This is a genomic window from Atopobium sp. oral taxon 199 str. F0494 (genome assembly GCF_000411555.1).
Taxonomy (GTDB): domain Bacteria; phylum Actinomycetota; class Coriobacteriia; order Coriobacteriales; family Atopobiaceae; genus Lancefieldella.
This window is the reverse complement of sequence record NZ_KE150486.1, coordinates 1105206-1123904: the sequence shown is the minus strand read 5'-3', so window position 1 is coordinate 1123904 and position 18699 is coordinate 1105206. Positions and strand designations below refer to the sequence as shown.

Annotated in this window: 15 protein-coding genes and 1 other RNA gene; 14 read left to right on the top strand and 2 right to left on the bottom strand. The window is 52.8% G+C overall.

What is annotated here, in order from left to right; all coding sequences use genetic code 11:
* Nucleotides 1-220: 220 nt before the first annotated feature.
* The 8 genes from nifJ to HMPREF1527_RS04990 all read left to right on the top strand — a co-directional run bounded on the left by nifJ (nt 221) and on the right by HMPREF1527_RS04990 (nt 10802).
* The gene (gene nifJ, locus HMPREF1527_RS05025; RefSeq protein WP_016477626.1) at nt 221-3781 is read left to right on the top strand and encodes a pyruvate:ferredoxin (flavodoxin) oxidoreductase; all 3561 of its coding nucleotides are present in this window, start codon (nt 221-223) and stop codon (nt 3779-3781) included.
* A 299-nt stretch (nt 3782-4080) separates the two neighbouring features.
* Nucleotides 4081-5046 carry a carbamate kinase gene (gene arcC / locus HMPREF1527_RS05020; protein WP_016477625.1) on the top strand — a complete coding sequence of 322 codons (966 nt, stop codon included), beginning with the start codon at nt 4081-4083 and terminating at the stop codon, nt 5044-5046.
* A 200-nt stretch (nt 5047-5246) separates the two neighbouring features.
* Nucleotides 5247-6662, top strand: a complete 1416-nt coding sequence (locus HMPREF1527_RS05015; RefSeq protein WP_016477624.1) for a MurT ligase domain-containing protein — start codon at nt 5247-5249, stop codon at nt 6660-6662.
* A complete protein-coding gene (locus tag HMPREF1527_RS05010; protein ID WP_016477623.1) occupies nt 6655-7401 on the top strand; it encodes a hypothetical protein in 747 nt (248 codons plus the stop codon). The genes HMPREF1527_RS05015 and HMPREF1527_RS05010 overlap by 8 nt, the downstream gene beginning before the upstream one ends.
* A gap of 106 nt (nt 7402-7507) precedes the next feature.
* Nucleotides 7508-8119, top strand: coding sequence for a QueT transporter family protein (locus HMPREF1527_RS05005; RefSeq protein WP_255344780.1), 612 nt, complete (start codon nt 7508-7510; stop codon nt 8117-8119).
* 8 nt (nt 8120-8127) lie between these two features.
* A complete protein-coding gene (locus HMPREF1527_RS05000) occupies nt 8128-9462 on the top strand; it encodes a histidine kinase (protein WP_016477621.1) in 1335 nt (444 codons plus the stop codon).
* Between the two features lie 36 nt (nt 9463-9498).
* Nucleotides 9499-10212: a LytTR family DNA-binding domain-containing protein gene (locus HMPREF1527_RS04995; protein ID WP_016477620.1), complete on the top strand. Its 714-nt coding sequence runs from the start codon at nt 9499-9501 to the stop codon at nt 10210-10212.
* 71 nt (nt 10213-10283) lie between these two features.
* Complete coding sequence (locus HMPREF1527_RS04990; RefSeq protein ID WP_051113093.1) at nt 10284-10802, top strand: metallophosphoesterase; 519 nt, start codon at nt 10284-10286, stop codon at nt 10800-10802.
* A 9-nt stretch (nt 10803-10811) separates the two neighbouring features.
* Here HMPREF1527_RS04990 and HMPREF1527_RS04985 read toward each other — a convergent pair whose 3' ends face one another.
* Both HMPREF1527_RS04985 and trxA read right to left on the bottom strand, forming a co-directional pair.
* A complete protein-coding gene (locus HMPREF1527_RS04985; RefSeq protein ID WP_084594835.1) occupies nt 10812-11603 on the bottom strand; it encodes a phosphatase PAP2 family protein in 792 nt (263 codons plus the stop codon).
* 136 nt (nt 11604-11739) lie between these two features.
* Nucleotides 11740-12057, bottom strand: a complete 318-nt coding sequence (gene trxA / locus HMPREF1527_RS04980; protein WP_016477617.1) for a thioredoxin — start codon at nt 12055-12057, stop codon at nt 11740-11742.
* 164 nt (nt 12058-12221) lie between these two features.
* Between trxA and HMPREF1527_RS04975 the strand changes: the two genes are divergently transcribed.
* The 6 genes from HMPREF1527_RS04975 to HMPREF1527_RS04955 all read left to right on the top strand — a co-directional run bounded on the left by HMPREF1527_RS04975 (nt 12222) and on the right by HMPREF1527_RS04955 (nt 18467).
* Complete coding sequence (locus HMPREF1527_RS04975; protein ID WP_016477616.1) at nt 12222-12794, top strand: hypothetical protein; 573 nt, start codon at nt 12222-12224, stop codon at nt 12792-12794.
* Nucleotides 12795-12908: 114 nt separating this feature from the next.
* A complete protein-coding gene (gene pgi, locus HMPREF1527_RS04970) occupies nt 12909-14615 on the top strand; it encodes a glucose-6-phosphate isomerase (protein ID WP_016477615.1) in 1707 nt (568 codons plus the stop codon).
* A 62-nt stretch (nt 14616-14677) separates the two neighbouring features.
* Nucleotides 14678-14773, top strand: an RNA gene (gene ffs / locus HMPREF1527_RS07630) — signal recognition particle sRNA small type.
* Nucleotides 14774-14856: 83 nt separating this feature from the next.
* Entirely contained in the window at nt 14857-15513 is a 657-nt protein-coding gene (locus HMPREF1527_RS04965) for a DedA family protein (RefSeq protein WP_016477613.1), read from the top strand.
* Nucleotides 15514-15690: 177 nt separating this feature from the next.
* Nucleotides 15691-16629, top strand: coding sequence for an ABC transporter ATP-binding protein (locus HMPREF1527_RS04960; RefSeq protein ID WP_016477612.1), 939 nt, complete (start codon nt 15691-15693; stop codon nt 16627-16629).
* Entirely contained in the window at nt 16629-18467 is a 1839-nt protein-coding gene (locus tag HMPREF1527_RS04955) for a hypothetical protein (RefSeq protein WP_016477611.1), read from the top strand. The genes HMPREF1527_RS04960 and HMPREF1527_RS04955 overlap by 1 nt, the downstream gene beginning before the upstream one ends.
* Nucleotides 18468-18699: the final 232 nt, after the last annotated feature.

The window sequence follows — 18699 nt, the reverse complement described above, 5'->3', positions numbered from 1 at the left end:
AAAATAGGGATTACCATCAGCGGAATTTTGATATATTTTGATACTTATTTGAGTAATAATAAGAAGAAGTATGCGACCCTTATCGGCCATGCCAAACCCACGCTGACGTTTCGTGGAGAAGCGCGACGTTTCGGCTACCCAGGGTCAGTTTGTAGAGGATCGTGTCGCATCGTACGTCGCCTGCAGCTTAGTATGGCTGCAGATAAGGCAAGGAGAGGATATGGCAAGAAAGTTTAAGTCCATGGACGGTAACAACGCAGCGGCTTATGTGTCGTATGCGTTTACCGAGGTAGCGGGAATCTATCCCATTACCCCGTCCAGCCCGATGGCCGATTATGTCGACCAATGGTCTGCTCAAGGTGTCAAGAACATCTTCGGTTCTACCGTCAAAGTCGTTGAGATGCAGTCTGAGGCCGGCGCGGCCGGCGCTGTCCACGGTTCTCTTGGAGCGGGCGCCCTCACGACAACATATACGGCCTCACAGGGCCTGCTACTTATGCTGCCCAACATGTACAAGATAGCCGGCGAGCAGCTGCCGGGCGTTTTCCACGTCTCGGCGCGTACTGTCGCCACCCACGCGTTGAACATTTTTGGTGATCACTCGGATGTTATGGCCTGCCGCCAGACGGGCTTCGCCATGCTTGCTGAGGGTAATGTCCAGGAAGTTATGGATCTTGCTCCCGTTGCTCACCTTGCGGCGATTGAGGGCAAAGTTCCGTTCCTGAACTTCTTTGACGGCTTCCGCACCTCGCATGAGATTCAAAAGGTTGCCGTTTGGGACTACGATGACCTTGCAGACATGTGCGATATGGATGCCGTTCAGGCCTTCCGTGACCACTCTCTGAACCCCGAGCATCCGCACGCCCGCGGCTCACATGAGAACGGTGATATCTTCTTCCAGCACCGTGAGGCGTGCAACGCCGTCTATGATGAGCTTCCGGCAGTCGTTGAGAACTACATGGACAAGATCAACGCTAAGCTCGGCACCGATTACGGTCTCTTCAACTACTACGGCGCTCCTGACGCAGACCGCGTCGTTATTTGCATGGGCTCTTTCTGCGACACTCTGGAAGAGGTTATCGATTACCTCAATGCTCATGGCGAGAAGGTCGGTCTGGTAAAGGTTCGCCTGTACCGTCCGTTCTCGGTAAAGCACTTTGTTGACGCTCTCCCTGAGACCGTCAAGAAGGTTGCCGTTATGGATCGTACTAAAGAACCCGGATCTGTCGGCGAGCCTCTGTACGAAGACGTCGTCTCCGCACTGTATGAGGCTGGCAAGGGCAACCTCACTGTCGTTGGCGGCCGTTACGGTCTTGGCTCCAAGGACACGCCTCCTTCGTCAGCCTTCGCGATTTTTGAGGAGCTCAAGAAGGATCAGCCTCGCCACGAGTTTACAGTTGGCATTGTGGACGATGTCACCAATCTTTCTCTGCCCGAGGATGCTGACGCTCCTAATACTGCGGCCGAAGGTACCATCGAATGCAAGTTCTGGGGTATCGGCGGCGACGGCACCGTTGGTGCCAACAAGAACTCCATCAAGATCATCGGCGATCACACTGATAAGTATGTCCAGGCCTACTTCCAGTATGACTCCAAGAAGACCGGCGGGATTACCATCAGCCACCTGCGTTTTGGAGACCACAGAATTCGCTCTCCGTACTACGTTACCAAGGCGGACTTTGTCGCATGCCATAATCCCGCCTACATCACCAAGGGCCTCAAGATGGTGCGCGATGTCAAGCCGGGTGGAACCTTCCTAGTCAACTGCCAGTGGGACGCCGAGGAATTCTCGCATCACTTCCCGGCAGAGGCCAAGCGCTATGTTGTCAAGAACAACATCAGCGTGTATCTCATCAACGCCATTGACCTTGCTAAAGAGATTGGTATGGGCAAGCGCACCAACACCATTCTTCAGTCCGCTTTCTTCGCGCTTGCAAAGGTGCTCCCCGAGGCCGACGCGCTGCAGTATATGAAAGACGCTGCGACTCATTCCTATCTGAAGAAGGGCCAGAACATTGTCGATATGAACCACAAGGCTATCGACGCTGGCGCAACTGCATTCAAAAAGATCGAGATTCCTGCCGATTGGGCAAATGCTGAGGACGCTCCTAACCCCATCTCTCTTGAGGGACGTGCGGCTCTCCTCAAGCAGGTGCAGGAGATTATGAATCCTGTGTCTCGCATGGAAGGCGATTCTCTGCCTGTATCCGTGTTCAAGGAGCATGCGGACGGCCAGTTTGAGCTGGGTGCGGCCGCGTATGAGAAGCGCGGTATCGCCGTTATGGTGCCTCGTTGGAATGACGCCAAGTGCATTCAGTGCAACCAGTGCGCCTACGTTTGCCCGCACGCGGCTATTCGTCCCTTCGTTCTTACCGATGAAGAGGTCGCTGCGGCTCCCGCGTCCGCTGTCTTTAAGGACGCCGTTGGGCCCAAGGCCAAGGGTATGAAGTTCGAGATTGCTGTTTCGCAATTTGACTGCACCGGCTGCTCCAATTGCGTGTACATTTGCCCGGCTGACGCCCTTACTATGGTTGCCGCTGAAGAAGAGCAGCCTAAGCAGGAGATTTTTGACTACTCCGTGGCTCATGTTGCCGAGAAGCCCGAGCTGGTTGCAAACAACGTCAAGGGTTCGCAGTTCAAAAAACCGCTCCTTGAGTTCTCCGGCTCCTGCGCAGGTTGCGCGGAAACCAGCTATGGCCGTCTGGTGACGCAGCTGTTCGGTGACCGCATGTATATCTCCAATGCAACCGGTTGCTCTTCCATTTGGGGTAATCCCGCGTCCTGCTCGCCCTTTACCACCGATGCGAACGGTCATGGTCCTGCATGGAATAACTCCCTGTTTGAGGACAACGCTGAGCACGGTATGGGTCTTATGCTGGGTCATCAGGCGGAGCAGAAGCACCTGCTGGATGTTGCCCAGAAGCTTTCCGAGTCTTCCGAGGCAAGTCAGGAGCTCAAGGATGCGGCCAAGGCGTGGATCGATTCCGTTTCCGATGCCGCGTTGAGCAAGCAAGCCGCTGAGGCTCTCGTAGCTGAGCTTGGCTCGTCCAACACTCCTGAGGCTGCGGAACTTCTCGCCAATAAGAGCTATCTCACCAAGAAGTCCTTCTGGATCTTCGGCGGCGATGGTTGGGCGTACGACATCGGCTTTGGTGGCCTTGATCACGTTCTCGCTTCCGGCGAAGACATCAATGTGTTCGTCTTTGACACCGAGGTGTACTCCAACACGGGCGGCCAGGCTTCCAAGGCGTCCCGTCTTGGTCAGGTCGCGCAATTTGCGGCGGCGGGCAAGGATGTCAAGCAGAAGAACCTCGCTGAAATTGCTATGACGTACGGCTACGTTTACGTGGCGCAGGTTTCTATGGGCGCTAACCTTGCTCAAACCCTGAAGGCAATCGCTGAGGCTGAGGCCTATCCCGGACCTTCGCTCATCATTGGCTACTCGCCGTGTGAGATGCACTCCATCAAGGGCGGCATGGCTCACGCTCAGGAAGAGATGAAGAAGGCCGTGGAGACGGGGTACTGGAACCTTTACCGCTTCAATCCTTCCGCGCCAGTTGGCAAAAAGTTCACGCTTGATTCCAAGGCGCCTGCTGGCGGCTATCAGGAATTCCTTATGAACGAGGCGCGCTACAGCCGTCTGACTCGCGAGTTCCCCGAGAATGCTGACAAGCTGTTCAAGGAGAACGAGGCCGCGGCAATGGCTCGCTATGATCACCTTGTTCGCCTCAAGGCGCTCTATGCTTCTGAGACTGACAGCGAAGAAGAGAAGAAGAACTAGGCGCACGTTTGGTTCTTCTGCGGCGCTCAACGCTTGATTTGAGGTATGTTGCGCCGCTTGGCCGGGCCAGGAAGAGATTTCCTGGCCCGGCGTTTCTTTGAAAAGAGGAGCTGTGGCTCATATGAGGTTGCCGTTTCAGGCCTCATCTTCCGGGTTCTTCTCGCGTTCCAATAGTGCGGAAAGTCCGCACGCGAGAGGTGTGCGGCGTAAAAAGACCGTTGACCCTGTATGTTCTAGGCAGTTGGAGTGCTCTGAAGTATAGTAGCCACGGAGGTTCATACTAACTAACGGAGGGTACTATGCAAGATTCGTCTTACAAGACAAGCCGCGTTGTCATTGCTCTTGGTGGAAACGCTTTGGGAGATACTCCCGAGGAGCAGATCAAGCGGGTACGGGAGGCCGCGCCCACGCTTCTTAAGGTCATCGAACAAGGCAATGAAATCATCATTACCCACGGCAATGGCCCGCAGGTAGGCATGATTCAAAAGGCGTTTGCCCTCGCGCATGACGAGGACACTTCCATTCCGAAGATTGACCTTCCGGAATGCGGCGCCATGTCCCAGGGCTACATCGGATACCACCTTCAGCAGGCAATCGGCGCGTCCATGCATAAGGCCTACAAGAGGTGGCACGTTGCCTCTGTCGTGACGCAGATTGAGGTAGACCCCGAAGATTCCGCCTTTGAGCATCCCTCCAAGCCTATCGGACAGTTCATGTCTAAAGAGCAGATGGAAGAAGAGAAGAAGCTGCATCCTGAGATGAGCTTTATGGAGGATTCGGGCAGAGGGTATCGTCGCGTTGTCGCATCGCCGGAACCGAAGAAGATTGTTGAGTACGAGAGCATTCTGAATCTTTTGGACAACGAGTTCATCGTCATCGCTTGCGGCGGCGGTGGAATTCCTGTTGTGAGGGATTATACCGACAAGGGAGCGTATAAGGGCATTGCCGCCGTCATCGACAAGGATATGGGCGGCGAGCTGCTGGCGGAAGATTGCCAGGCCGATACTCTGGTTCTTCTCACTGCTGTCGATCATGTAGCCATCAATTTTGGTAAGCCGGATCAAAAAGACCTTGAGACCCTGACGTGCGAAGATGCTGAGGCCTATCTTGCCGAGGGTCAGTTTGGCAAGGGCTCCATGGAGCCAAAGATTCGCGCAGCCATCAAGTTTGCGAAGTCCCGTCCGGGCCGCGTATGCATTATCGGTTCGCTTGAAAAGGCAGCCGAGGCGATGGCGGGCCTTTCAGGTACGCGTATCAGCATGTAAACAGCGGGTACCGGCGTGGCCGATAGTGCTTCAAGTACCTCGTGCAACGCCGCAACTCTATTGTGACTCTTACGTCCCTTACGAAACAGGTAAGGGACGTTTTTGTGACAGAGGTGGCGAGAAACCCCATGGAGTCCAAAGCTCCGTCCATTACATGCTAAAATGTGTATTTCTGTGAACAGTATGGAGAGAGAGTAATCGTGACCAACATACGAAGTAGATTCTTTCCACTTGCCTTCCTTGCAGCGAAAGCGACCATTGGGGCGCTCGATCTTACGGGACATGCGGGAGGAACCTTGCCCGGCGCCATTGCCGAGGCTATCGACCCGGCATTTTTAGGTGACATCGCGAAGCCGGATCAGATTGTGTTCATCTCGGGCACCAACGGAAAAACCACCACCAACAATCTGCTCAATGACCTGTTGGCTGACAACGGCTACCATACGGTGACCAATCGCGTGGGAGGAAACATCTCAAGCGGTTTTGCAAGCTCCTTTGCGCGCAATACCACCTTTGGAGGCAAGGTTAAGAACAAGCTGGCGGTGATGGAGTTTGATGAGCTCTCCGGTCCTCGCATCTTTCCTTTCTTCCAGCCCGATATTCTCGCGGTTACCAACCTCTTTCGTGATACGTTTTCACGCAGCGCCACTCCCGACTTCGTTTTTGACGTGATGAGCAAGGGTATTCCCGCCGATACGCATCTCATTCTCAACGCCGACGATATGATTTCCTGCCGTCTGGCGCCTCAGTGTGAACACCGTACGTACTTCTCGATTGCGCATCTGGACGAAGACACGCCGGAGCCTATGGGAATCGTCAGCGACTTGACGGCATGTCCCATCTGCGGCGGAAAGCTGCGGTGGGACTACGCTCACCTTCGCCACCTTGGTAAAGCGACCTGTGAGGAATGCGGTTTTACGAACCCGCATCCTGATTATGAGGTTGTCTCGGTCAACAAGACCGACCATACCTTTGTCGTGCGCGAGAACAACGCTCCTGGAGCGCCGGCCTATACCTACAGGCTCAACAGCTACTCCATCGTGAATCTCTACAACATGCTGACCTGCGTCGTGACGGCCCGTGAAATGGGTCTGACGCCCGAGCAGATTGCCCGCTCGCTTGAGAGCGACATCAACATCGCGGAATCACGCTACAACGAGATTGACTACAACGGTCATCGTCTTATCAGCATGGCATCTAAGGGCGAGAATGACACCGCTACTTCGGTTACGCTGGATATCCTGCGCCGTCAACCGGGCGACAAAGCTATCGTCATCATGATTGCTGACGCCTATATGGCAAAGGCGAAAGACCAGACGGAATATATCGGCTGGTATTATCAGACTGACTTTGAGGTGCTCAATGACCCCAGTGTCAAACAGGTAGTTCTGTATGGCGACACCTCGCTTGACCTTTTGGTTCGGCTGCGTTTTGCGGGCATCGATCCCAAGAAAACCTTTGTGGCGTCTACGCCTGAAGAAACTGCCGATTGTATTGATTTGGCCGCCGTGCAGCATGTGTTTTACGCGCATGGGCTCTACAACGGTGGCATTGCTGATGTCAGCCGCCAGCGAATTCTTGAACGCTTAAAGGACATGGAGGCCGCCCATGAGTAAGCCTGAAACAAAAGTCGAAATTCTGTACCCGGAGTATGGAAACCAGGGCGGCGACAATGGCAACTACCTCTACGCAGAAGCCTGCCTTCCCAAGGAGAACATCGTTCACACCATGCATGGCGACAAGCCTTACTTTGTTGACCATATTCCTTCCGGCATCTTGTTGGGTGGCATGACCGAGGCTCAGCAGGAATTTGTGCTTGAACGCCTCATGCCGTACAAAGATCGCCTGGCAGAGCTTGCTGACGCGGGTGTTCCCATGATCTTCTCGGGAAACGCGGCGGATCTTTTAGGGCAAGCCATTATCAATCCGGACGGGTCGCGTATCGAAGGCCTGGGTCTTTTCGCGTATACGACCACGCGCTATATGCCGCGCCGTTTTCATGACGTGCAGGTTGGCTCTTTTAGTCCGGGCAATGGCGAGAAGGACTTTGACGTTGTAGGTTTTAAGATGCAGTTCACGCTTACTGAAGGCGACAACTCCTCCTCGTACTTCATTAAGAATTCAACCGGATTTGGTATCAACAAGAAAAGCAAGCTCGAAGGATTTCGCCGGGGCAACTGCATTGCAACGTGGATTATTGGTCCTCTGCTTCCGCTGAATCCCTATCTCATGCGATGGTTTCTGGACGCTATGGGGGAGCAGGAAACGCCGCTGGCTTTTGAAGAGGAAGCCGTTGCAGCTTATGAGAAACATCGCCGCGAGATGGTATATCCTGGGATGCACCTTCACTACTAAACTGTTGATATAAAAGTATTGCGTTTGCCGTCGATGCGTTTAGCGGTTACTATAGATATTGTTTCAATAAACACCTGCATGCCAGCATAGGTTAAGGGGCTGCATTTTGTCATATAGTGCACTTCAGCCATCGCAAGATGGTATCGAAAGAACACGTCGTATCGCGCGCATTGGTATGATTGCCGCCGTATACGCCGCGCTCACGTTAGTTACAATTCTTTTTTTAGGCAGCCTTGCCTGGGGTCCGATTCAGTTCCGCGTTTCCGAGGCGCTCTGTGTATTGGCGCTCTTTACATCCGAAGCCGTTCCAGGGCTGGTTTTGGGCTGTGTGATTGCCAACCTCGCTAACATGGCGCTTTCGGGTGCCGGAGCGCTGGGTCTTCTGGATGTTGTTTTCGGTTCTTTGGCAACGGGCGTGGGCGCGTATCTTACCTGGAAATTGAGGAAGACGCCGGCCTTGGCGGTCTTGGGACCGGTGCTTGCAAACGCACTCATTGTTCCCGCGTATTTGCCCTTGCTTCTGCAAGGTATGGGCTTTTATACCATTCCCTTTACAGACATCGCCCTCGACGGATCATATCCGTATATGTACCTTTTTGGTCTGGTAACAACAGGCCTTGGTGAGGCGGTAGTGCTGTACGTCCTTGGCTTGCCGCTGGCTCAAGCGCTCAAAAAGACGCCTCTGCCGGCATCTCTTGCAGATTCACAGAGTCTTTGAGCAGCAGTATGAAGACTTTTGCTACCTACAACAAACGTACGAAAAATCTCATCTTCCTTCTGGTCTGCTTGGCCTTTTTGGTTCTTCTCGCCATAGGGGTTGTATCAAATAACCTGATAGCCGCCATTGCTGCCGGTGGAGGCTTCGCTATGCTTGTTATTGTGAGCGGCACTATTATGCCGTCACCGGAGGCGAACCGTTCTCAGGCGACTGAGAGAACCCTTGAGGTTGCATCACAGACGCTCAAAAATCTGCGCGGCGGCCTGACTGCAGAAAGCGCACCGACTATCTGCTCGTTATTGCTTCCCCAAACATCCGCGGCCGCTATCGGCCTTACCGACCGTGAACGGGTGCTTGGTTTTGAGGGAGACATTCCTACAACGCACCTTCCCGGAGCGAAGGTGGCCGGCCCCACGCTTGAAGTGCTTGAAAGTCGTCGCATGGAAACCTTTGTATCGGTCGATAGCCGACAGCAGGTTCTGAAGCGCAAAAGTGCTTCTCGCGGCAGCACGTTTGGCATCATTGTGCCGCTTTTGGTGCAGGATCAGGCTGTGGGCACTATCAAGCTTTATTACCGCCGGGGCATTGAGATTGACCGAACCCAGCTTGCCATTGCGGAAGGTCTGGGACAGCTGCTTTCTACGCAACTTTCCTCATACGAGCTTGACCGTCAGGCTGAGCTGACAGCCCGCGCGGAAGTTAAGGCGCTGCAGGCTCAAATCAACCCTCACTTCCTCTTTAATACGCTCAATACCATTGCGTCTTTGACGCGAACCGACCCCGATAAAGCTCGCAAGTTGCTCCGCGAATTTTCAGCGCTGTATCGCCGCACTCTGGAGAGCACCGCTGATGCTCTTATTTCTCTGTCGCAGGAACTGACGCAGATCCGCAGCTATCTGACGATTGAGAAGGCCCGCTTTGGCGAGGACCGCATTCTTGAAAGCGAGCATGTAGAGGCCGGATGCGAGGAAATTTTTGTTCCGTCCTTTTTGGTGCAGCCCATTGTTGAGAATGCCGTTCGGCATGCTATGCGCGATGAGGGGCCTCTCCATATTGACGTACACGTCGCGCGAGACGGGAATGATATTCTTATAGCCGTAGCCGATGATGGTTTGGGTATGGAAGAAAAGCAAGTTCAAAATCTGCTTGCAGTTGATGATGCCGACCATGTTCCGGAAGAATCAAAAGGAACTGGCATCGCGCTCAAAAACGTTTCGGAACGGGTCGAGCGTTTCTACGGCGCGGGATCCGGTGTGGAAATTCTCTCCAAACCGGGAAAAGGTACCTGCGTGACGCTTAAGCTTGCTGACGCCGCACGGCAGAGCGGGCTGTTTGCACAGTAAGACGCCGCGTCTTTCACGCGGCGATAGGGGGTTTATATGCGTGCGATGATTGTTGATGACGAAGCTCCGGCCCGGTCAGAGCTTAGGTTTTTACTCGAGGAGTCTGGCTCTATTGACATGATAGTCGAGGCGACAAGTGCACGGGAGGCTGTCGAGAAGCTCATGGAAACCCGTGTTGATGTCATGTTCCTGGACATCTCTATGCCCAAGACCAACGGCATGCAACTTGCCGAAGCTCTTCACAAACTGAAAAATCCTCCGCAGATTGTATTTGTTACGGCGTATAGCGAATACGCCCTAGACGCTTTTGGCGTCAACGCGGTCGACTATCTTATGAAGCCGGTTGAGACGGATCGGCTGAGTCAGGCGTTGGAAAAGGTTGCTGAACGCCTTAAACCGCAGGTTCCGCCACCAAGCGTTGAGCGCATTCCCGTCATTAAGAGCGGCAGTAAGGTCCTCGTGCCCATTGACCAGATACGCTTTATTGAGGCAAAGGACGACTACTCCTGCATTTATACGGAAAACGACCGGTTCCTTTCGACGATTTCGCTCCAAAAACTGGAGGACAGACTTGCGGCGCACGGATTTTTCCGCATTCATCGTAGTTATATTGTGAATTTAGAGTATGTTGAAGATGTGGAAGTCATCTCAGCTGGTATTCTTCAGCTCACGATTCAGGGGTTTGAGGACAAACACATTTCGGTTTCGCGCCGTCGTGTGGTAGCTCTCAAACGCGCGCTTGGCCTTTAAGCGCGAGGAAAGCTCTTTGCACAATAGGCTGCAACCGCTACACTATGCCAGAACTGGCAGAAAGAATATATATGGCGTTCGTACGATATGATGTTATTTCCGATACGCATGGGTATTTATCGCCTGAGCTGCTTGACGAGCTCCAGGGTGCTGATTACATTGTGCACGCCGGCGACATGACGTCGCTGGAAGATTATAAGAAGCTTCAGGAGATTGCGCCTGTGCGCATGTGCTTGGGCAATAATGATTTCGCCTATGACTATGGCCCCATGGTGCGCAAGAAGGTGTTTTTCCTCGAGAGCGGCCTCAAATGGGAAATCTGCCACTATCGAGAGCGTCTTGATTTGACCAAGTGTGACATTGCTGTTTGCGGCCACACGCATCGGCCATTTATCGAGAAGGACGAGTGGACCCATGCGCTTGTCATGAATCCCGGGAGCCCTTCATTTCCGCGTGGCGGAGGCGGTCCGACGATGGGGCGCGTTATTGTTGACGATACCGCCAAAAAAGTCGTGCAGGCGGAAATCATTCAGCTGAACAATCAATCAGGATTTGGGGAACTTGCCTCGCGTTTATTTGGCCGTCACTAACGTCGCCTGTCACTGAAGTCGTTGAGGCGTGGCGTCTTTGTCGTGCGGTTTTCGTATGAGCGCGGGGACCATGAGCTTTGTGAAGAGCACCAGCCATACCAGTGCAAGGGAATAGCCGCCGAGGACGTCGGAGGCGTAGTGCACGCCGAGATAGATACGGCTGACGCCAATCATGATAATGATGAAGGCAAAAGAAAGACAGAAGAGCCACCTTTGCAGATTGTCCTTCTCGTAGTGCCATACCAGCCAGATAAGAAAGCCGTAGAACGCCATAGAAAACATGGAATGGCCCGAAGGAAAGCTATATCCTGTTTCAGCGACCAGGCGAAAGCCGTCCGGGCGCGGGCGCTGCACGATAGCTTTGAATATCAGGTCTACGGCAAGCGCGCTTACAAGGTTGATACAGGCGAGACGACCAACGTTAGGTCCCGGAGCAAACGCCGCGACGACAATGAGCATAACGACAACGGTCACGGGACTTGCAAGGCCCGAAAATCCTTCCATGATGCCCGTGAGCCACGTAGTACGCAGATGGATGACGAAGAGACGGTAGGCAAAACGATCAAGACCAATAACGTCTCCGGCAGTTACATCGATGAGCAGAAAGACAAAGATTGCAGCGGCGGCTACGAGAATACCTACCGAAATGCTTGCCCGGAGTTTGGCCATAACTATGCGGCAGCGAACGCCTTTCAGCTGTCCGGTCTTCTCGGCATCTGAAATGACGAGCTCAGAAGTGCTGTCTGGAAGGCTATCGTCTTCAAAAACCTCTGTTTGTCTGATCGAGCGCTTGTCTTTCATGTCTGCCACGGGTACTCCTCGCTAAAAAGTGGCGACACGCCGCAATGACGTGCCGCCGCGGTAACTCCATTTTACCAACTGCCGGACGCGGAAGCACACAGGCATCGGGAACTGGCAAAAGACTTACAGTAATAGCTTATAGATTTGCGTTAAGCTCAGAAACCAAGTCGGATTTAGGAAGGTTTCCAATCATCGTGTGAATGGGCTCGCCGTTCTTGAACAGGATGAGTGTTGGGATGGAAACGATGCGGAAACGGGTGGCAAGATCCGGCTCATCGTCAACATTGACCTTATAGACGGAAAGCTTGTCGGACATCTCTTCGCCAACCTGCTCGACGATGGGGCCGAGCGCGCGGCAGGGACCGCACCATGACGCCCAAAAATCCACAAGGACAGGCTTGTCGGCGGACGCAAGGACAGAGTCAAACTCTGCGGCGGTGAGTTGCTGTGCCATGATATAACCTCCTATTGAGCGTGGCGTTCAAGCCTCGCATAGTGTCGTTAGTGGCTTTATCCCCAAAATGAGCAGCGTCATACATGGGAGTTGCTCGAAATGCAAAAAGCGTGCATAGTAGGGAAATCAAAGGGATAGATTTCACGCTCGTAGAAGGAGGGTTCGTGCCGACAAAGAGAGCTGCGCGCAAAGAAGTGTATCTGGCTAAGACGACAGCTGAGCTGTCGGCTCTCTCCGATGCTGGTGTACTGATGGCCGGTAACGCGTTCTCGTCCGTTACGCTCGTCAAAGGCGTATTTGACACGGAAGATGTGGCTGCCGGCGCTGGCAATATGGCCACCGCCGCTTTTTCATACGAAGACGGGCGTGCACTTCATGCGTCGCTTGAACACCTTGGTTACGCTCCGGAAGATTGGTCGGCGCTGCTTACGGTTGGTGCGGACGGAACTCCGCTGGCTCTCGCGCTTCTGAGAGAAGCCCTGACCGCGCTTGACCCGGCAACGGTGTTGATTTGCGATAATGAGGCCCTTGACGCTATCCGTAACGCCTATGCGCTTGAGCTTTCGAAACAGGCAACGGCGCAAGCCGCCTTTCTAGAAGCAGGCATTGTGGTAGAGGTTGCCGGCATGAGGTTTTTAAATCTTGACAACTTTGCCGGCGCGCTGGGGGACAGTCATCAAAAGCAGCTTCGCTGGGCTTATCTGAAACAGCTCCCTCCGCTTGGAGAACCATACTGAGTTTTGGCATTGCGCACACGGTGCCCCGCGAATTTTATCAATCAAGCTGATTGTGCTAGCTTCAGACGTCCATGCGGTCTATCCTTAAACTGTACGCAAATGATAGGAGACCTCATGACTGCACCGACAGCTCCTGCAAACAAACCTGTTGACCCAACTAAGACTGAAGCGTGGGCTGCTCTCCAGGCACGCTATACCAAGCTCACTGAGGCTGGCATAGACTTGCGCTCATGGTTTGCCCAAGACTCCGATCGCACTTCTCGCCTGACGTTTATGCTGGATGAATTTCAGATTGACCTTTCCAAGAACCTTATTGACGAGAAGACCCTTGAGCTCCTGTGTAATCTCGCGCGTGAAGTGAAGCTTGAAGAGCGCCGCGCGGATATGTACAGCGGCAGTCATATCAATACAACAGAGGATCGCGCGGTACTGCACACCGCACTGCGTCGGCCGGCTTCGCAGATTGGCACCTTTGTGGTGGATGGCCAGGATACGGTTGCTGACGTTCGCAGCACACTCGACAAGATGTACGCTTTCTGCAATCGCGTACGCTCCGGAGCGTGGAAGGGCGTGAGCGGCAAAGCAATCAAAACTATCGTCAGCATCGGTATCGGTGGCTCTGACCTTGGTCCGGTGATGGTGTATGAGGCGCTTAGGCCATATGCGGACGCCGGTTTGACAGTGCGCTTTGTATCCAACATTGATCCTTCTGATTTGGCCGAGAAGACGCGTTCTCTTGATCCGGAAACCACGCTCTTTATTGTGGTTTCCAAGACGTTTACCACACTTGAAACGCTGACTAACGCTCGCGGCGCGCGTTCCTGGCTTTTGGGCGCTCTGCGCGATGCAGGCGTCATCGATGGCTCAAAACAGCAGGATGCTGAAGCTATTCGCAAGCATTTTGTGGCCGTCTCAACGGCTTTGGATAAAGTCCAGGATTTTGGAATCGATCCTGAAAATACGTTTGGCTTTTGGAATTGGGTCGGCGGTCGTTATTCGGTCGATTCCGCGGTCGGATTAACGATTGCTCTGGCGTATGGCCCTGAGCGCTTTGAAGAGTTCCTGGGTGGTTTCCACTTTGTGGATAACTACTTTAAGAATACACCGCTTGAGCAAAACATTGTGGCGCTGATGGGCCTGCTCAATGTCTGGTATGTCAATTTCTTCGGCGCAGCTTCACACGCGGTGCTTCCATACGACCAATATTTGCACCGGTTCCCTGCCTATCTTCAGCAGCTGACAATGGAGTCTAACGGTAAATCTACACGCTGGGATGGCTCGCCTGTTACAACCAAGACCGGTGAGATTTTCTGGGGCGAGGCGGGCACCAACGGACAACACGCCTTCTATCAGCTGATTCATCAGGGCACCCGTCTTATCCCCTGTGATTTCATCGCGTTTGCCAATACGCATAATCCTACGAAAGACGGCGCTCAGGATGTTCACGAGCTTTTCCTCGGCAACTTCCTTGCGCAGACCAAGGCGCTCGCGTTTGGCAAGACGGCCGATGAAGTCCGCGCGGAAGGCACGCCGGAATGGATGGTTGCGGCGCGCGTGTTTGCGGGTAACCGTCCTACCACGTCAATCTTTGGCGATCAGCTGACACCGCGCTCTCTCGGCGAGCTTATCGCCCTCTATGAACACATTACCTTTGTTGAGGGCGTCGTGTGGGGTATCAATTCCTTTGATCAGTGGGGCGTTGAGCTTGGTAAGCAGTTGGCAAAGCAAATCACCCCGGCATTCTACGATGATGGCGCTCTTGAGGCGCAGGACGCGTCCACCAAGGCGCTTATTGCATACTACCGGGCGCACCGCCGCTGATAGTAACTTTGCAGTTTGCCATGCACAAGCTTGCTGAATAGGGTAGAGTATCTACAGCGCGTTTAGCGGGTACGGGTGACGTAACACCTCGAACCTGGTCAGGGCCGGGAGGCAGCAGCCATAAGGGGTCCCTTACGGGCATCCGTGCCTGCTAAGCGCGCTTTTTGCATTGAAAGCCTGCGTACGCGGGGCCTTCTCGCTATCCGTAAGGCGTGCGGTATACCTGCAACGATTGGATGACATGGGATTTATTGACGCGATTATCTCACTACTTCGGGATCCGCGCTCTGCTATCGCTACGGCTATCGCTGCGGGACCTTTTACCGCGTATGGCTTTGTGTTTCTCATCATTTTCATCGAGACAGGCGTGGTATTCTTTCCCTTTTTGCCGGGAGACTCACTACTCTTTGCTTCGGGATTCTTTGCGCATAACGGCGGGTTTTCAATCTTTGTTCTGATAGGCATTACCTGGACCGCCGCGATTCTGGGCGATCAGTGCAACTTCATGATTGGTCATTTTTTTGGCCGGCGCATTGTGGCATCGGGTCGGGTGAAGGCAATGACTCCTGAGCGCATGGAGAAGAGCGAAGCCTTTTTGGATAAATGGGGACATCTGGCCATTTTTTTGGGACGTTTCTTTCCGTTTATCCGCACCTTTATCCCGTTTATTGCCGGCATGGGCGGCATGCACTGGCGCAATTTCGTCATCTTCAATATTCTCGGCGGAATTACGTGGTCAACGTTGTTTGTCTTGCTTGGGTACTTTTTTGGTGGCATTCCTGTCGTACAGCAACATTTTGAGCTACTGATTATCGGGATTGTGCTGGTGTCCGTGATCCCAACAGTTGCGGGACTTATTCGAGGTAACCTCAACAAAAATAATGAGAAACGCCAGTAGAACTGACCTGTATCAAAAATTCTTTTCTTGACGTATGTGCGCGTAACCATCAAAATTTTTATGCAAGCAGATGTTTCTCTTCTGAATGAATGTCATGTTCCTCAGTGGGTTTCGCTGAGGACGCGCTTTCGGATGACGCATTTCTGCGTGTAATGGAAGACTAACGAGAGGTTAATTATGACAGGCATTGCTCCGGAAACCGCAGGTGCTGCAGCTCCTGTTTTGAATGTTCAGCGCTTTACCAAAAAATATGGAAGCAAAGTAGCGGTTGATGATTTGACGCTTGATGTGCTTCGGGGCGATATCTATGGCTTTATCGGTCATAACGGTGCGGGCAAAACCACACTTATCAAGTGCATCGTGGGCGCGCAGCCGTTTGAGGGTGGCGCAATTTACGTTGATGGCAAGAGTGTTGTGAGCGATCCGATTGCAACCAAGAGACTCATCGCGTACGTGCCCGATAATCCTGATATCTATGAGTTTATGTCCGGTATCAAATACCTTAATTACGTCGCTGACATCTTTGGCGTTCCCGCACAGGATCGCGTCGAGCGCATCACGGTGCTCGCTAATCGTCTGGGCATTACCGATTCTCTTGCCAACCCGATTTCAAGTTTTTCCCACGGTATGAAGCAGAAACTCGTGCTGGTGAGCGCGCTCTTGCATGAGCCTAAGCTGCTTGTTCTGGACGAGCCTTTTGTAGGACTTGACCCCGCCGCCAGCTTTGAGCTTAAAAAAATCTTGCACGAGCTGGCTGCGCGCGGATCTGCGGTGTTCTTCTCCAGTCATGTTCTTGAAGTCGTTGAGAAGCTCTGCAATAAAATCGCCATCATTCGTGAAGGCAAGCTGCTGGCCGCCGGAGAAACCGAGGCTATCCGCGGTAATTCCTCACTTGAGGAAGTTTTCCTTGGCATGGAAGTCGGCGCGCCTGGCGTGACAGATGAGCTGGCTGCGGATATGGCGGCTGACGAAAAGAATGTCAAGCCAGCGGCGCCTTCCGCATCAGCAACACCCTCCGCATCCGTAGCGCCTTCTGCACCTGCAACACCTGTTGTACCTGCGGCGCCGACAACGCCTTCTCCAGAGGCACCTGCCAATCAGGATGGTGATCAGTAATGGCCGATTCCAGACCTCCCGTACCGGGCGAGGAAGTCGATGAGCTTCCTCAAGACGAATTTATTCCCGCACAGGTAACGGCAGCAGATCTTGCACCTGCGGATTCCGCCACTTTCAAGCTTCCTTCGGATGTGAAAGTTTTGTGGCTTCTTTTGAAAGTGCAGATGCTCGCAGTGTGGACAAGCCAGAGGCTGGGACGTCGCCGCAATGGTAAGCGCGGCGCTAACGGGCTTACGGTGACACTCATTATTGCCAGCGGCATCGGTATCCTTGTGCTCGGTGGCTACCTGTATGCCTTTGGCATGGGTCTTGCCGCGTTTGGCTTTGACAAATTGGTGCCGCTCATCGCCGTGCTTATTGCCTCACTTTCAGGTGTAGTCTTTACGTTTGCGAAGTCAAATGGCCTGTTGTTTGGCTACAAAGACTATGACTTCATTATGTCGCTGCCGGTTAAAAAAACTGTAGTTATTGCTTCACGCGTTGGCGCTATGTATTCGATGGAGATATTCTGGGCACTCATTACTATGTTACCTCTGTATCTTGGGTATTTCTCGACAGCGGAGATAACACCACTTCGCTTGTTGATGGTGCCGATTTCCATTTTGCTCGCGCCTAATTTAGCCACATCAGTGACAATTTTGCTCGCATGGGCGCTTACAGCTCTCGGTGCAAAACTGCATTTCAAAAACTTTAATACTGTTATTGGCGGTATTGTCGGCATGGCGATTGCCATGCTCTATATCGTAGGTGTGACATGGTTTTCAGGCACGATGAGCCACGATGGAGAAAGTGTTGAATACCTTGCTACTCACTATAATGAAATCATCTATGGCATGGCAAACACCGTTGGCACCGTGTATGTGCCTTCGCTGCTGGTAGCTAATGTTTTTGCCCAGGGAAATGTGCTGAGTCTCTTCATTTTTATCGTACTTTCTGTGGGATCTCCCGCGCTGATTATCGCGCTTCTCGCTAAATTTAACGATCGCGTCAATGCGTCTGTAGTGACTCAAACTGCCAACAAAAAATTTGCAACCAGTCAGATTTCAACAAAGAAAAATGGCATATTCCGTGCAATGGTGCTTAAAGAGTTTCGTACGCTCTTTGGGTATCCGACATACTTTTTCCAGCTGGGCTTCGGTGTAATTATTTGCGTAATTCTTGCCCTTGTAGTGGCGTTTTTCGGGGTCGACGGTTTTATCGCGTCGGTTGTCGAGGATGATATAAACGCCGCGCGTATGATTAGGCCGGTTGCACATATGATTTTCGGGCTTATGTCTACCTATTTTATATGCATGTTTGTGGCAGCTAGCTGTTCGTCAGCGGTGGCCTTTTCCATAGAGGGTCATTCCAATTGGCTGATGGCGACGATGCCGGTGACGGCTCGGCAGGTCTTTGGCTCAAAGGTTGTGGCAAATATGCTGTATGTACTAGTCGGCTTGCTGCTGACAAATGGCATTTTGCTCATCTCGGGAAACATCGCTCTTGGTACGGCGGCAAGAAATTTCATTGTGCCGTTGTGTTTCTGTTTTTTCGCAACAAATCTGGGCATGGCCATTGATGTGCGTCGACCCAATTTTGACTGGACTAACATTACTGAGATAACAAAGCGCAGCATAGCAGCTATGGTGTCTTCACTGGTGGGCGTTTTTGGCTCCATGCTTATCCTGGGTGTGAGCTTTGCGCTGTTCGCTCTTCCATCGTTTGTCAGTATGGTTGACGGGGGACCGATGATGAGCGAAACCCCTCTCAATATCTCCATGATAGGCGTGGCTCTTATCTTCGGTGCCATCGGATATGTTATCTTCACAGATACCGTTCGCCGAGGAGTCAAGATTTGATTTTGTAGCCCCTCGCTTTTCTCGCTTCGTAAACTACATGCTTTACCAGCATTAATGTGGCGAGAAGTATCACAAGCTTTACATGAGTAAGCACCCGCATCTCTCGTTCGTCGATATGTGGGTGCTTCTTATATAACAATGCTCTACGGTAGGGACGCTAGATGTTTTCTTGTTTGGCGTTCCGAAAAACTGCGTACAGACGCGTTCTTTCCGGTTTCGCCGCGATTGAAGG